This is a genomic window from Kitasatospora sp. NPDC094019, from assembly GCF_044764505.1.
Lineage (GTDB): Bacteria > Actinomycetota > Actinomycetes > Streptomycetales > Streptomycetaceae > Kitasatospora.
Map to the genome: position 1 here is coordinate 19,050 of NZ_JBIWIF010000031.1, position 14,316 is coordinate 33,365.

At 72.1% G+C, this 14,316-nt stretch carries 10 protein-coding genes and 1 pseudogene; 2 read left to right on the forward strand and 9 right to left on the reverse strand.

The features are described 5' to 3' along the window. Positions 1–52: 52 nt before the first annotated feature. A pseudogene (locus ACIQ9P_RS37395) lies at positions 53–754 on the reverse strand (LURP-one-related/scramblase family protein); the annotation flags it as partial. A 479-nt stretch (positions 755–1,233) separates the two neighbouring features. On the opposite strand from ACIQ9P_RS37395, the gene ACIQ9P_RS37400 reads away from it, so the two are divergent. Then, the gene (locus tag ACIQ9P_RS37400) at positions 1,234–2,478 is read left to right on the forward strand and encodes a glycosyltransferase (RefSeq protein ID WP_402366394.1); all 1,245 of its coding nucleotides are present in this window, start codon (positions 1,234–1,236) and stop codon (positions 2,476–2,478) included. A 71-nt stretch (positions 2,479–2,549) separates the two neighbouring features. Here ACIQ9P_RS37400 and ACIQ9P_RS37405 read toward each other — a convergent pair whose 3' ends face one another. The 5 genes from ACIQ9P_RS37405 to ACIQ9P_RS37425 form a co-directional block, all read right to left on the reverse strand. Then, positions 2,550–3,590 (reverse strand): glycosyltransferase family 4 protein, encoded by a 1,041-nt coding sequence (locus ACIQ9P_RS37405; protein WP_402366397.1) that lies wholly within the window; start codon positions 3,588–3,590, stop codon positions 2,550–2,552. A 750-nt stretch (positions 3,591–4,340) separates the two neighbouring features. Continuing rightward, positions 4,341–5,666, reverse strand: coding sequence for an AAA family ATPase (locus tag ACIQ9P_RS37410; protein ID WP_402366459.1), 1,326 nt, complete (start codon positions 5,664–5,666; stop codon positions 4,341–4,343). 53 nt (positions 5,667–5,719) lie between these two features. Beyond that, positions 5,720–7,219 (reverse strand): hypothetical protein, encoded by a 1,500-nt coding sequence (locus ACIQ9P_RS37415; protein ID WP_402366400.1) that lies wholly within the window; start codon positions 7,217–7,219, stop codon positions 5,720–5,722. After that, entirely contained in the window at positions 7,216–8,334 is a 1,119-nt protein-coding gene (locus ACIQ9P_RS37420; protein WP_402366403.1) for a hypothetical protein, read from the reverse strand. Before ACIQ9P_RS37420 ends, ACIQ9P_RS37415 begins: the two co-directional genes overlap by 4 nt. Positions 8,335–8,387: 53 nt before the next feature. Continuing rightward, a complete protein-coding gene (locus tag ACIQ9P_RS37425; RefSeq protein ID WP_402366406.1) occupies positions 8,388–9,242 on the reverse strand; it encodes a hypothetical protein in 855 nt (284 codons plus the stop codon). A gap of 351 nt (positions 9,243–9,593) precedes the next feature. Here ACIQ9P_RS37425 and ACIQ9P_RS37430 point away from each other — a divergent pair, with 351 nt between their 5' ends. Beyond that, positions 9,594–9,815, forward strand: a complete 222-nt coding sequence (locus ACIQ9P_RS37430) for a hypothetical protein (protein WP_402366409.1) — start codon at positions 9,594–9,596, stop codon at positions 9,813–9,815. A gap of 33 nt (positions 9,816–9,848) precedes the next feature. Here the strand turns inward: ACIQ9P_RS37430 and ACIQ9P_RS37435 are convergent, their stop codons facing one another. From ACIQ9P_RS37435 to ACIQ9P_RS37445, 3 genes are all read right to left on the reverse strand, one after another. Continuing rightward, complete coding sequence (locus ACIQ9P_RS37435; RefSeq protein ID WP_402366412.1) at positions 9,849–11,189, reverse strand: GH1 family beta-glucosidase; 1,341 nt, start codon at positions 11,187–11,189, stop codon at positions 9,849–9,851. Between the two features lie 126 nt (positions 11,190–11,315). Next, positions 11,316–11,663, reverse strand: a complete 348-nt coding sequence (locus ACIQ9P_RS37440) for a MazG-like family protein (RefSeq protein WP_402366415.1) — start codon at positions 11,661–11,663, stop codon at positions 11,316–11,318. A gap of 58 nt (positions 11,664–11,721) precedes the next feature. Continuing rightward, positions 11,722–14,298: a right-handed parallel beta-helix repeat-containing protein gene (locus ACIQ9P_RS37445; protein WP_402366418.1), complete on the reverse strand. Its 2,577-nt coding sequence runs from the start codon at positions 14,296–14,298 to the stop codon at positions 11,722–11,724. Positions 14,299–14,316 lie beyond the last annotated feature (18 nt).

Consider the following 14,316-nt stretch of genomic DNA (forward strand, 5'->3'; position numbering starts at 1 on the left):
CACCCCACCCCCGGACGGGGAGGTGGGGTGCGAACAGCGAAACGGGGCGCGACTAGCCGAGGCCGCGGGCGTCCTGCTTCAGCGCGGTGTCCACGGTCAGCGCGGTCGCCACGACGAGGCTGAGCAGCGGGTCGGCCAGCGGCTGGTGGATCTGGAGCACGTAGTTGTCGGCCGTGGTGAACATCGTCTTCGCCAGGCCCTCCCAGGTCTTGGTGATCCGGGCGATCTCGGTGTCCGTCGCGTCGACGATGGAGAAGTTCCAGGCCCGCCAGTTCTCGGCCTTGACGGCGCCGATCTTCTGCCCGCCGACCTCCAGCGCGAAGTTGATCTTCCCGATCGCGTTCTGCTGAACGATCTGGCCGACCTCCTGGCCGTTCGGAAGCTGCACGATCACCCGCGACTTGATGAACTTCGCCGGGCGGGTCAGCACCAGCACCGGGGCGCCGTTCGCGTCCCGGATCTCCAGCTTGTGGGAGAGGTACTGGTCGAGCGAGGTGAGCAGGCGGATCACCTTGCGCAGCGCGCCCTGACCGATCTGGACCACCGAGCCCAGCGTGACACCCTGCTGGTCGAAGACGGCGTACTCGTTGGTGAGTTCGATCAGCTTGGCCTTCTGGTTCACCACCAGGACGGGCTCGGAGAAGAGGGTGCCGCCGCCACCGGAGACCGGTCCGACGCCGGCCTGCTTCTGCACCTGGCGCTGCACCTTGGCGGAGTCGCCGGCCGGAGCGGCCGGCTGCCCGGGGAAACCGGGAGTGTTCGTGTTCTGGGACATGGCGGGCAGGCTAGGGTCAAACCTCCCCGGCCCGCCATCCCGTTCGACCGGCCCCGGGTCGGCCGGCGCTTCGGATCATGCCTCTGACCTGCCGATCCGGCTGCTTTCGGCGCCAGTTGGCCACTGCCCGGCAGCTGCGGTGTGGCCGATGTCACATCCGTGGCGCTCGCGGTTCCGTCACCGCTGCGGGCGTCGGCCGCCGGCCGCCGTGGGAGCACCGCGGCCTTCGGCAGTACCGATCGGGGAATCACAGCCGCCCCGGTCGACCCGGCGACCCTCCGGATCCCGTCCGCGGCCGGGCCTGTGGCCGGATGCCGCGAATCCTGAAAGGCTCGCGGTGGAGGAAAGTTGACTTCGCGCCCCCCGACTCGCCCGCCGCCCCGGCCCTGACCCCGGCTCCTGCCCCGCACAACGAAACCTGCCGAAACCGACCGGCACCGTCCCGCCGAGGTATCTCCATGCGTGTCCTGCACATATCCGACCACGCCGACCCGATGGCCACCCCGGGAGGCGAGTTCTGCGGCGGGCAGAATGTCTATGTCAGGGAACTGGCGAGACGACTGGCCGGCTCCGGCTGCACGGTCGACGTCGTCACCCGCTGGGCGGACGGGCGGCTGGCCCGGGAGGAGGCGATCGCTCCCGGCGCGCGGACCGTCCGGGTGCCGGCCGGACCGGTCGGGCCGCTGCCCCGCGAGCGGTTCGGCGAAGTGCTCGACGAGTTCTGCGAAGGTGTCGTCGAACTCCACCGGGAGGCAGGTGGATACGATGTGGTGCACAGTCATTACTGGTACTCCGCCGCCGTCGCCCTGCGGCTGGGCGACCGCCACCCGGTACCACTGGTGCACACCCACCACTCCCTGGGGGCCGTGCGCCGGGCGGCGATCGGCCCAGGCGCGGCGGACCAGACCGGGGAGCACTTCGCGGCCAGGCACCGGATCGAACGCCGCATCGGCCTGCGCGCCGCCGCCGTCGTGGCCAGCAGTCCCGGTGAACTCACCGATCTGCAGAGGCTGTTCGGAACACCGAGGCGTACCCTGCACCTGGTGCCGCCCGGGGTCGACACCGCTGTCCTGGTCCCACGGGACCGGAACCTCGCCCGCGCCGAACTGGGCCTGCCGGCCGACGCGCCGGTGGTCCTGTTCGTCGGGCGGCTCGAAGCGCGCAAGGGCTGGGAGGACCTCGTCCCCGCCTTCGCCCTCGTACGGCAGGCGGTCCCCGCAGCGGTTCTCGTCGTCGTGGGCGGCGAGGCACCGGGGCGGCGCACCGGCCCCGGACCGCTGGCGGCGCTGATCGAAAACCATGGGCTGACGGAGGGCGTGGACCTTCGCGGACCTGTCCCGCACGCGGCCACCGCCCGCTACTACAGTGCCGCGGACGTCACGGCCGTGCCCTCGCACTACGAGCCCTTCGGTCTGGTCGCCGTGGAATCGATGGCCTGCGGCACACCGGTGGTCGCGACCCGGGTCGGCGGCCTGCGCTGGAGCGTCGCCGACCCGCGCGTCGGGGTACTGGTGCCGCCGCGGAACCCGGCCGCGCTCGCGGCGGCGCTGATCGAGGTGCTGACCTCGGCGCCGGCAGCGCGCCGACAAGCCTGCCTGGACCACGCCTCCAGCGTCTACGGCGCCCAGCGGTGGACCGACGGCATCCGGTCGATCTACCGCCGGGTCACCGCCCCGCGCGGCGGCTCGGGCGGGGCGGAGTGACCACCCACCCACCCACCCATCCACCCACCCGGTCCCGCAGGTGCATGAGCGTGTCCCTGCCGGGCCGCACCTCAGCCGAGTGCGGGCAGCCCGCCGTGCAACGCGGCCAGCAGTTCGTCGACCGAGTGCGCCACGGTGCGGTGCCGGGCGGCGGCCCCGCGCGCGGCGGGCGTCAGGCGGCCCAGCGCTGCCGCCCGACGGATCGCCCGGCCCAGCGCGAGCGGGTCGTCGGGGCGGCACAGCACCAGGCCCCCGCAGTCGGACTCGGGCAGGCCGCCCAGGTCGCTGGCCACCACCCGACAGCCCGCGTGCTGCGCCTCGGCGGACAGAGTGCCGAACGGCTCCACCCACAGCGTGCTGTGGCTGGGCATCACGAGCACGTCCTGCGTCACCAGCAGCCGCGCCATCTCCCGCGCGGAGGTTCGCGGCGGCACCACCTCGATCATCGGATGGGCCCGCACCAGCGGCTCCACCAGCGTGTAAGCGGCGTCCTGGCTGCCCGCCAGCACCACCGTGAACGCGAAGTCCCCGTCCTCCGCGAACGAGTGCAAGGTCTCGAACAGCGTGTAGACACCCTTCTCGGGGCCGAGCCGCCCCGCGAACAGCACCCGCACCGGGCCCGCACCGCGTGCCGGCACCGGCTCCGTCGCGAACTCGGCACCGGCGAACGGGTGAACGACTCCGATCCCGCCCGGATCCAGGCCCAGAAAGGCGGCCCACCCCCGGGCGGCCGCCGAACTGGGCGCGAGCAGCCGGTGCCCCGCGTAGCCGTCCCGGTAGAACGCCAGGTCCCGGCCGACCAGTGGGAGGTTGTGCATCATCACGTGCGGCACCCGGACGGTCGGCAGGCGCAATGGCTCGGTCGCCAGAACCACCTCGCCCTCCAGCAGGCCGACATCCTCCGGGGTCGGGTAGCCGGTGAAGCGCACATCGGGTGCCTGCGCCCGGCCGTCCTGCCCGCCGAGCCGGAACGTGACCACCTGGTTGTCGACACCCCTGCGCGTCAGCTCCCGGCACTGGCCCAGGGTGAAGGTCTCCGTTCCGCCACTGCCCGGCAGCAGCGGAAGCGGCGGAGTCCAGAACGAGGAAGGCGTCCAGACGTGGGAGATCACCCGACCACGATAGGCAGCCGGTCCCGGAGATGTCGGCGAACCGGCCGGGACGAGGCCGGGAAGCGAAGCGCCCTCCCGCCGCGGGCGCGACCCGGAAGACCGCGAATGGAGGCCGACTACCCTGTGCGGAGCGCCCGGTGGGCGGCGATCAGGTCGGGTTGTCCATCTCGGTCGTCGCGGAGATGAGCACCGCGGCGCCCGCGCGCAGGACGCGCTGGGCGTAGCCGCGTTGCTGGGTCGCGACGAGGTGGCCGCGGCCACCTCGTCGTCCAGGGACCTCAGGTGTTCGCGCTGCCGGTCGAGGCGCTCGAAGCCCTCGGCCAGTTCGGTGATCTCTCCCTGGCCGAGCGGTGACAGGGCCCGGGAGAGCAGGGAGGACAGCAGCGAAGGGTTTAGGCGCTCGGAGAGTTTGGGGGTGCGGAGCTGGAGCAGAGCGGTGATCAGGCCGTCGTAGCGTTGCTCACTCAGTCCGGGGAAGAGCGTGCGCCGGACCGTGTTGCGGTAGTCGGTGGGTGATCCGTGAAGCTCGCCCCGACCGCGCAGGGCTTCGGTCAGGGCGGCGCGGGTGAGCGGCTGGCCCGCGTCGTTGACCAGCGAGAGACCGCCGGGGTGGTCGATCCTCGCGTCGGTGGTGAAGTAGTCGACGGTGCCCCGAACATCTCCGGCGGCACCCTGCGCAACGGCTCCCCTCCCTTGACGTGGTGGCACAGAATTGCATTCCCGCGCCAGATGCTCGACCTCGACCGGTTCCTAGTTCAGTCTGGTCCGGTGCTCGGGGCGCTCCAGGTGCGTCATGACCACCTGGTGGGCGCGCCAGCCGTCCGGAAACTTGAGCGGGACGTCCAGATGGATCGGACTGCTTCTGGGGTGCCGGTCGAGGAGGTCGGTGATGCCCGCGCGCGCCACCACGATGCAGGCGAACCGATGGCGGGAAAGCAGCACGCACAGCCGACCCGTCTCCATGTGGAACGCAGAGGCGTCCGGGCGCCCTGAGAGCGGGTGCCAGACCAGGGTAACGTCGAACTCCCGCCCCTGAAGCCGGTTGGCGGTGTCCACGGTGATCTCGGTGAGGCCCCGTTCCGCCAGCCTGGCGCGCACGGCGTCCACCTGGACGGTCCGCGCCGCACCGATGGCGATCCGGCCCTGCGTCAGCGCTTCACCGTTGACGAGCGCGCCACGTTCGAGCAGGCGGCAGGCGGTCGCCGCGAGTGCCTCGGCCATCTGGGGATCTTGGTCGAGGGTGTGGCGCCCCGGCAGTTCGAGGTAGCCCCAGCCGGAGCGGGCGGCCTGTGCGAGCACCGGGTCCTCCGGCGTCGACCGATGGGGTGTGCTCCCGTAGGTCAACAAGCGGTCGGCCGCGGTGGTCCCGGACTCGAAGGGGTAGTGCGGATAGAACGCCTCCGCCACCAGTGGCGCCGCCATCGCCGGCAGCCGCCAGGAGATCGGCAGTTGGTGCCGGAGCAGACCAGGCTCGTGGGCGAGCGTCACATCGACGGCGTTGCGCAGCGGATCCCAGCTGAGGCCGTGCCAACGGTCGGTGTCCACGGTCGCGAACGGATCGAGCTGGCCGGGATCTCCGACGAACAGCACCTGGGACTCAGGTGCGTCGAAGAGCGGTCCCGCCGCGAGCAGCCGGTCCGACCGCATCTGGTACGCCTCGTCGATGATCGCCCACCGCCAGGTTCCGGACTTCTCCGCGTCCACGTGTGCCCACTTGGAGGCCGTCGAGACGACGACCGGGAGGTCGCCCAGGCGATCGATCTTCTCGTCGGCGGCGACGTTGGCGTGCCGGGCCACGCGCCGAGGCAGGAGGAAGTCCTTCTTGTGCAAGCGCCCCACCGCCAGGTCCGGGTACTCGCGTGCGATGTTGTCTACCAGGTCGTCGACCTGCTCGTTGGTCTGCGCGACGATCATCACCTGGTGGCCTGCCCCGGTGAGGTGCCCGGTTGCGCGCTTGACCAGGGTGGACTTGCCGGCGCCGGGTGGTGAGTCCACCACCACCCCTCGCCCGGTGGGCCTGTCCAGGTCGGCCAGGATGCCGGCCACCGCGCGGTCGGCCCGGTTCCCCGGGCCCATCGCGTCGTCGACGGGTAGGCGCGCGGCCGGAACCGTCGCCAGCGTGGTGTCGTTCACGCCCACTCCTCCTCGGCATCCTCGTCGGTCGGTTCGTAAGGCGTCGGCGGGCCTCCGTGCGTCCATGGGGTGTGCTCCTCGGCGGGCAGCTTCGCCGGTTGCGAGCCGAGGTCGAGGTCCGTATAGGTCACCGTCTCGCCGACGTCCGCGAGTGTGCCATCCGGCGGGGGCGGCTTCCGCTTGTTCGCGAAGCCACCGGATAGCTCAAGGATGACCAGATGGGTCCCGTCGTGCGGGGTGACGTCGATGACCCTGGCAGGTTGCCCCGGCCGGGCGGGCGACCTCACGGCGGTCCCCACGGGGAGCCTCACCGGGTGCTCGCTGTGCACGGTGATCGTCGGACGCCACTTCGGGGATCTACTACCCGGCTCGAACCGGTCCACGTCCCGCGCAACGACCTCTCCGCTGAACGCCTGTCCGGTCAGCTCGTACTCCGCCATCACCAGAGGGTCGTCGAAGGCCCGCTCGGTCTGGTAGCGGGTGGCCGCTTCCTCCAGTCTGGCCAGCCGTCGGGCCGCTCCGACCGCTCGGTCGCGCTTCCCCTGAGGGTGCCCGTGCTCCTCAAGATAGGCCGCGTAGTCGGAGAAGAGACGACGGTCGAGAGTCCACCGATTCTCGACGTGGCCCCCCTCGGGCAGGGTGCGGGCCAGGCCGACGCCCCGCCAGAGCAGGTCCCAGGTCGGCCGCATCTGCTCGAACAGAGCGCGGTCGATGCGCTCGCCAATGCGCTCGCGCACACGCCCTTCGGCCTCCGCGTAACGGGTGAGGAGATCGTCCAGGATCTCGTCGAACCCCGGCTCCGTCGCCGGTCCGGCCGACGGCCAGACCAACGGGTTCTCCGTCTCCCGGGCGGCTGCAGCCCCGGTAAGGCCCTCCGGTGGATCGATCCAGGCGACCACGGCCGCCAAGTGCGAGTCCTCGGCGGAACTCTGGCCGGTCGCCCAGTGTGCGGTGAGCACCCGGCTCACGGCGAGCATGGTGCTCGTCCCTGGGAACTCCGCCTGTTCCGCGAACCGCGTCAGCCACTTGCCGAGCGTCGGCACGTGCGGGTGGACGGCATGCGGCCCCTCGGTGCTGCGCAGCCGGGTCAGACGACCGAGCCGCCGAACGTAGGCAATGCCTTCCCCGTTGGGGACCAGCAGTTGGGGCGCGCGGCAGGACCGCTCACGCTCCTCCATCTTCTCGCCCCGGCCGACGGTATAGGTCTCGACCTCCGCCTTGCACTCCTCCACATAGTGCAGGAGCAGGGCGGCCAGCTCCTCCACGAACTGGAACCGCAGGCGACGGTCCCTGGGCCCGCGGACGGTGAGCAGGATCGGATGATCCGGGTCGGTGCCCACCAGAGCGGCGAGCGGTGCGCATGCCTCCCCGGCGAGCGTCAGCGGTACCAGGGCGAACGGACGGTCGTCCAGGTGGTGGTGTCGGACCGTGGCCAAGGGCTGGGCCCTGCCGGTCTGGGTCGCACGGAGTGTCGCGACCGTGGTGAGCAGGCTCATACGGCCTCCTTCCCGCGCAGCCGGAACAACCGGTCAGCGGCAATGAGCAGTTCGACGGTCTCGGTGTTCTCCTGACCGGGCGGCAGGCCGCCGTCGAGAAAGGCGAGGGCCGTACTGGTGGAGTCGATCCCGGCCAGGCTGTTCCGCACGGTGCTGCCCAATCGGGCGGGGTATCCGTGAGTATCGGCCTCGTCGCGACAGTGGTGGGCCATCTCGCAGAAGGAGAGGCAGTCGGGTACGTAGGAGGCAGGCAACTGCTCCACCGACTCGCGAAGCACATCCGGGTCGCGGTCGACATCGAGGGTTGCCGTCACCGGAAGGGCACGGGCCAAGTCCTCGGCGCGCCGAAGCCGGGTCAGTTGAAACTCCAGAGCGGCGAGTTCCTGGCGCAGATCGATCCGGCTGAGGCAGGGCCGGTTCGAGAAGTCCCTGGGGCAGACCAGCAGGAAGGTGTCGGCGATCTGCTCCGGATCCAGTCCCGCGGCCTCGAACGAGCGCCGCAGCGCCAGTACGTACACGGATGCCTGCTTCGCGGTCTGAGCGACAGCCGTCGGGCTGGCCTGGCCGTCGATCACGGGAAACGATCTGATCGCCACGACGTAGAACCTGCCGTCGATCCGGTGGGTCAGGACATCGGGCTCCAGATAGGCGAGCCGACCGGCCACTTCCACGGTGAGCACCGGGCTCTGCAGGATCAACCGCTCGTCATCGCCGGCGGCGACACGCTCGATGATGCCACGGGTCTCCCGCTCCCTCACGTCGGTCGCGGTGATCCCACCGACCTCACCGAGGTCCTGGATCTTCGCTTCGTCGACCGGCACGCCGAGGTCCTCCCTCAGCAGCCGGATCAGTTCGGCGTAGGAGCCCCACCGTACGGTGGACTTGAAAGCCTCCTCCCGGGCTATGGCGAACGGCGACTGCCCGAATCGAGGCTCATAGCCCAATCGTCTGACCAGGGTTGTCTTGTCGACCCCTGATGCGTCCAGGACAGACCGCCGGGAGCAGGCCGGATTCGCCGTCAGCGCGGTGATCTTACGGGCGGTGTACGGCAGCGGCGGCCGCCCGCCGCGCAGTTGGGACAATCGGTCTGACGGCTCGGGTGAGCGAGAAGGCATGGTCTCTCTTCGTTTCGGGGTGGCGCCGATCTCCTGAGGTTCCGATGCGGCTACTACAGGGAGGCGCCCCCACTGCGGAGGGCGTTGTGGAGCTCCCTGGCGCCGAAGAGCTGCTGGACGTCACTGAGTTGTTCGCGCGCGCGGCGAGCGGCGTCGATCCGCTCCCGGTCACCCTCCTTCTGGTGAACCGCTGCCTCGGCTCGTGCGGCGGAGAGCACCCGCTCGGGATCGGGCTGGGGGGCCTCGCTGAAGGCACCCGGAATCGTGAGCGCGAAGCGGCGTAGCAGCCTCCATGCCGCCTCGGACGGCGGGTGGCCCGTGTTCCTGAGCCGCTGGACCTGCTCAGCCATCCCGATCGCGTGCCGCAGGAAGTCGGTGCGGGCACCAAGCGGAGTGATCAGGCGCTGCTCCAGCGACCAGACCGAGACCGCGAGCAGACCACGGGCCGCGGTGAGGCGGTCGTGGTTGATCGCTGCGCAGATGTAGTAGGGACGGGAGTAGCCCTGCGTGATGAAAGAACGCTCCTCGTCCCGACGCAGCGAGGCGAGCTTGGTGGCGACCAGTGGCTCGGAGAAGAACGCCTCGTACACCGAGGAGATCAACTTCGGCGAGGCAGGCGCACCGAGGACTGTCAGCGACCGGTAGACCTGTTCACGCACCGGGATGGCCCCGGCGGCCGACCTGCCGACAGACCGCTGCTCGGCCTGCTCGGGTGGCGGCGCAACGGGAGCACCCGGGAGCGACGCCGCCTCCTCCTCGTCCAGCGCGGCTTCCCAGTCCAGCTCGACCGCACGCAGTTCCTTGCGGATCCGCGCGCTCGCAGTCGAATCACCGGAGCGCCGCGACTCCCTCAACTGGGCACGCAGGACTGCGAGACGCTGTTCGAGTTCCTCCACTGCTGTGGCCATGCGGCGAGCCTAGCGCACCTCCCATCAATTTCCAAGATCAACCAAAGTTCACCCAAGAAAACCTCCCAAAATTTGTTCCAAGAAAGTGCGCTATCGTCTTCACTGGGCACCGGTCGCCGCACAGGGCAGCGGCACACGGTGCGGCAGCTACCGAAAGGGGACGGAATGGGCGACAACGCGCGCCGGTCCAGCGCGGACGGGGACCGCACCGCGACGGCCACCCGCGGATCGGCCGCCGTGGGAGGTCCACAGGCAAGCAGCCCGAAACGCGGCCCCGCGTCCGGCGAGGACTCCGAGGCGGCACATGACGGCAGCTCCGGGCGTTCGGCCCGATGGCTCGCTCCGACAGCCATGACGGCCACCACCGCAGGCTCAATGGTCGCCGGAGTCCAGGGCAACACGACCATCGCCGCCATCACGGCCACTCCGACGCTGGTCGCCAGCTTGCTGTTCTTCTTCGGCGTGGTCTGCCCGGCCGTGTGGTCGAGGAAGCCCCAGCGCCGGACTGCCGCGATCAAGGTGCTGAACACCCTCATCGGCCGGAGCTCGGCGAGACCGCGGGCATCGAAGTAGGCATCCGGGGAGGCGGAAGCCCCCAGTAGCTGGCTACCGAGCGAATCGCTTCCGGTGGGCGGCGATCAGGTCGCGGTACCAGGCGTAGGAGGCCCTCGGGGTGCGCTTCTGGGTGGCGAAGTCGACGTGGACGAGGCCGAAGCGCTGGCTGAACAGGCCCTCCGCCCACTCGAAGTTGTCGAGCAGCGACCAGGTGTAGTAGCCGCGGACGTCGACGCCCTCGGCGACGGCGGTGGCGAGGGCGTCGAGATGGGTGGCGAGGTAGGAGACACGAATGGGGTCGTCGGGGCCCTCGGTGGTGGAGCAGCCGTTCTCGGTGACGGTGACGGGTGGGAGGGCCGTGCCGTAGCGGTCGTGGAGGCCCACGAGGAGTTCGCGCAGGCCGTCGGGGACGATCGGCCAGCCGAAGGCGGTGCGGGGGACGTCGGGGATCTCGGCGAAGTCGAACGGGAGGCCCGGGGCGGTGGGCGCCGCGATCCGGGTGGGGTTGTAGTAGTTGACGCCGAGGCCCGTGAGGGGAGCGGCGGCGATGAGGTCGAGGTCGCCGGGGCGGACGGCGCCGTGGAGGTCGGGTCCGGCGCCGAAGGCGGTCAGGTCGGGGTAGCGGCCGAGCAGCAGCGGGTCGGTGAACAGGCGGTTGTGGAGGGTGTCGTAGGCATCGGCGGCGGCGAGGTCGGCGGCCGAGGCGGAGGCCGGTTCGACCGGAGTGAGGTTGTTGGAGACGAGGACGTCGAGGCCGCGCTCGTGGAGGAGGGAGGCGGCCAGGCCGTGGGCGAGGAGTTGGTGGTGGGCGGCCGGGAGGGCGTCGAGCATCAGGGTGCGGCCGGGGGCGTGGATGCCCAGGGCGTAGCCGTAGACCATGTGCACGAACGGCTCGTTGAGGGTGATCCAGGCGGGGACGCGGTCGCCGAGGCGGTCGGCGACGAGGGCGGTGTAGTCGGCGAAGCGGTAGGAGGTGTCGCGGCTCAGCCAGCCGTCGGTGTCTTCGAGGGCCTGCGGGAGGTCCCAGTGGAAGAGGGTGGGAAGCGGGGTGATGCCCACCTCCAACAACGCGTCGACCAGGCGGTCGTAGAAGGCGAGTCCGGCGGGGTTGGCGGGCCCCGCGCCGGTGGGCTGGACCCGGGGCCAGGCGATGGAGAAGCGGTAGCCGTCGAGGCCGAGGCCCTGCATCAGGGCGATGTCCTCGGGCCAGCGGTGGTAGTGGTCGCAGGCCACCGCTCCCGTGTGCCCGTCGCGGACGGTGCCGGGGCGGGCGGTGAAGGTGTCCCAGATCGAGGGGCCGCGGCCGTCCTCGTCCACCGCCCCCTCGATCTGGTAGGCGGCGGTGGCGACACCCCAGCGGAACCCCGCCGGCAGGTCGAAGCGGTCCGTCATGGCAGCCTCCCCGGACGAAAATATGAGGACGGCTCATGTTACTGGCGCTTCGCCGGAACGCCAGAGGGACAACAACCCCGGACTGGCGCCCGGGTTCGACGCGGACCGAGGGGCGCCCGCCGGTGGTCAGGCCGCGGTGCCGGCCCCGGTGTCGGCCGCGGCGTCCGGGAGGTCGCGGCCGGCCACCGAGCGGAGGTGCTCCTCGAAGAAGCGGCGCGGGTCCCCGCCCATCCGGGTGAGCATCACCAGGGCGGACAGCGCCACGTCGCATGCCTCCCGGCGCACGTCGTCCCAGTCGTGCGAGAAGCCCTTCCTCGGGTTGACCCCGAGGGCGCCGATCACGGCCTCCGCGACCTCCCCGGCCTCCTCCTGCAGCTTGAGGGCCTGCAGTGTCCAGCGCTGCTCGTCGGTGCGGTCGGAGTGCGCGTCGAGCCGGTGCGCGAGGGCGTCGACGATGTCCCAGGTCTCGTTCATGAGTCAGGATCCTGGCGTGCGCCGAGGGGAGGGATCAACCCCGGGGCCCGGACGGCTCTCAGCCGAGGGCGGCGACGGGAAGGTCCGCGGGTTCGAGCGTGGAGAGCTGATCGGGTGTGGGGGTGACGGCCTCGGCCATCCGCTGGGCCTGGCGTTCGGTCATCTCCTGGAAGGTCTGACGGGCCGAGCGGCCGTTGCCGAAGCCGGCGCCGCGCGGGAGGGTCTCGAAGTGGTGGAGCAGGCGCAGGCGCGCCGGGCCGGTCAGCTCGTAGCGGTGCTCGCGGGCCTGGTGCTCCACGATGGCCACCAGGTCGGCGGCGGAGTAGTCCTCGAACAGCAGGGTGCGGGTGAAGCGGGAGGAGAGGCCGGGGTTGGAGCCGACGAAGCGGGCCATGTCCGCCGGGTAGCCGGCGGCGATCACCACGACGTCGTCGCGGTGGTCCTCCATCAGCTTGACCAGGGTCGCCACCGCCTCCAGGCCGAAGTCGTGGCCGCCGGACTCGGGGACCAGCGAGTATGCCTCGTCGATGAACAGGACGCCGCCGAGCGCCCGGTTGAAGGCGGCCGCCGTGCGCGGGCCGGTGTGGCCGACGTACTCGCCGACCAGCGCGCTGCGGTCGACCTCGACCAGGTGGCCGCGGCGCAGCAGGCCGAGGGCCTTGAGCAGGCGGCCGTAGAGGCGGGCGACGGTGGTCTTGCCGGTGCCGGGGTTGCCGGCGAAGACGAGGTGGCGGCTGAGCGGCGGCGCGGGCAGGCCGGCCTCCTCGCGCAGCCGGACGGCCTGCATCAGCTTCACCATCGACTGGACGTCGTGCTTGACCCGGTCCAGGCCGACCAGGGTGGCGAGTTCCGCCAGCAGGTCGTCCAGGTGCTCCTCCTCGGGCTCCGCCGTGGGGAGTTCGGCGGGTGCCGCGGCGGGCGGGAGGGGTACCGCCGGTACGGCGGGAAGGCCCGGCAGGACGGGCGGGACGGGCGCGGCGGGCGGGTGGAGTGCCCCGGCGAACGCCAGCGGCACGCCGTCGACGTCGCACTGCTCCAGGACGGGGGCCGCCGACCCGTCGCCGCCGAACGGGGCCGGGCAGTCCAGTACCCGGCAGCGGCGCAGCCGCGGCGCGGCGCCGGCCGCCAGGTGCAGGGCGGGCAGCCGGGTCCCGACCAGGTCGCAGGAGGTCAGCAGGCCGCCGGCGCCCTCGGCGAAGTACACGCCGTTGCGGCCGGTGCCGTCGATCCGCAGACCGCCGATCACCGGGCGGGCGCCGGTCCAGACGACGACGCCGGAGCCGCTGCCGCCCTCGACCGAGCCGCCCTCCACGGTGGCCTCGGAGCCGGAGTCGAGCAGGAGTCCGGCGGCGCCGGAGCCGGTGACCCGGTTGCCGGTCAGCACGGCGCGGCCGCCGCCGGAGACCTCCAGGCCGGCCCGGGCGGCTCCGACGACCGTGCTGCCGGCGACCCGGGTGCCGGCCGGGGAGGCGACGGCGACGCCGGTGTGCACGGTGTCGATCCGGCAGCCGGTGACGGTGGCCCGGGCCTCGTCGGTGACGGCGACGCCGGTCAGGGCGATCCCGCCGACGGTGCTGTCGGTGAGGCCCAGCACGGCCGAGCCCGCCACGTGGAAGCCGTGCTCGGCACCGCGGCGCACCCGGCAGTCGGTGAACGCGGCCTCGGCCCGGTCCGCGAGGTGGACCGCGCTGAACCCGCAGTCCTCCAGCCGGCAGTCGTTGAGCCGGGCGCGCGCCGTGCCGGTGGCGAGCAGCCCGTTGGCGCCCGGGGCGGTGACGGTGCAGCCGTCGGCGGTCAGCCGGGCGGCGTCCTGGAGCACCAGGGCGCTGGCTGCGGGGCGCAGCACCCGGGTGTCGATCAGGTCGGCGTGGGAGTCGCCGCCGAGGTGGAGGCCGGCGGTGCCGGGCGTCTCGATCCGGGTGGTGGTGACCAGGGCGTGGGCGGTGTCCTCCAGCAGCAGCCCGGCGCGGCCGGGCGAGGTCAGCCGGGACTCGGTCATCCGCAGCCGGGAGCGCCCGCGCAGCCGGATCCCCGAGCCGGTGGTGGACTCCAGGCGCAGGCCGGTGACGTCCAGCCGGGCGGTGCCCGCGAGTACCGCGCCGACCCCGTCGACGTCGGTGACGGTGGTGGACTCGATCCGCACCCGGGCACCGCCGGACAGCCGCAGGGCGGCGTGCCGGGCGCCGGTGAGACGGCAGTCGCGCAGCAGGACGGCGGAGGTCCCCTCCTCGCCCTCGCGGAAGTCCCCCGGCTCGGCGCCCTCGGGCCCGCGGACCTCGATCCGGCCGCCGCTGACGGTGCAGTGGTCGAGGACGAGGCCGGCTCCGGCGGTGACGGTGACGGCCGGGTCCCCGGGGTCGGCGCCCTCCAGGTCGAGGCCCCGGAGCAGGCAGTCGGGGCCGAGGACTCGGAGCGCCGGGGCGCCGCCGGGCGGGGCGGCGAGCACCACCGTCCCGGGGCCCTGCTCGGCGATCAGGAGGACCCGGCGGGCCAGTTCCAGCGACTCCTGGTAGCGGCCGGGCGCGACGACCACGGTGTCACCGGGCTGCGCGGCCCGCAGGGCGTCGGCGACGAGGCGGTGGACGCCGCGGCCGCGCGGGCCGACGGCGTGGGTCCGGGTGGTCCGGTGGGGCATCTGGGCTGCTGTCCTTGC

What these genes read in the sequence shown, in the direction of transcription:
- ACIQ9P_RS37400 (WP_402366394.1), top strand. Translation starts at nt 1,234, where the DNA reads ATGCGTGTCCTGCACATATCCGACCACGCCGACCCGATGGCCACCCCG.
- ACIQ9P_RS37430 (WP_402366409.1), top strand. Translation starts at nt 9,594, where the DNA reads ATGACGGCCACCACCGCAGGCTCAATGGTCGCCGGAGTCCAGGGCAAC.
- ACIQ9P_RS37435 (WP_402366412.1), bottom strand. Translation starts at nt 11,189, where the DNA reads ATGACGGACCGCTTCGACCTGCCGGCGGGGTTCCGCTGGGGTGTCGCC.
- ACIQ9P_RS37440 (WP_402366415.1), bottom strand. Translation starts at nt 11,663, where the DNA reads ATGAACGAGACCTGGGACATCGTCGACGCCCTCGCGCACCGGCTCGAC.
- ACIQ9P_RS37425 (WP_402366406.1), bottom strand. Translation starts at nt 9,242, where the DNA reads ATGGCCACAGCAGTGGAGGAACTCGAACAGCGTCTCGCAGTCCTGCGT.
- ACIQ9P_RS37410 (WP_402366459.1), bottom strand. Translation starts at nt 5,666, where the DNA reads ATGGGCCCGGGGAACCGGGCCGACCGCGCGGTGGCCGGCATCCTGGCC.
- ACIQ9P_RS37420 (WP_402366403.1), bottom strand. Translation starts at nt 8,334, where the DNA reads ATGCCTTCTCGCTCACCCGAGCCGTCAGACCGATTGTCCCAACTGCGC.
- ACIQ9P_RS37445 (WP_402366418.1), bottom strand. Translation starts at nt 14,298, where the DNA reads ATGCCCCACCGGACCACCCGGACCCACGCCGTCGGCCCGCGCGGCCGC.
- ACIQ9P_RS37415 (WP_402366400.1), bottom strand. Translation starts at nt 7,219, where the DNA reads ATGAGCCTGCTCACCACGGTCGCGACACTCCGTGCGACCCAGACCGGC.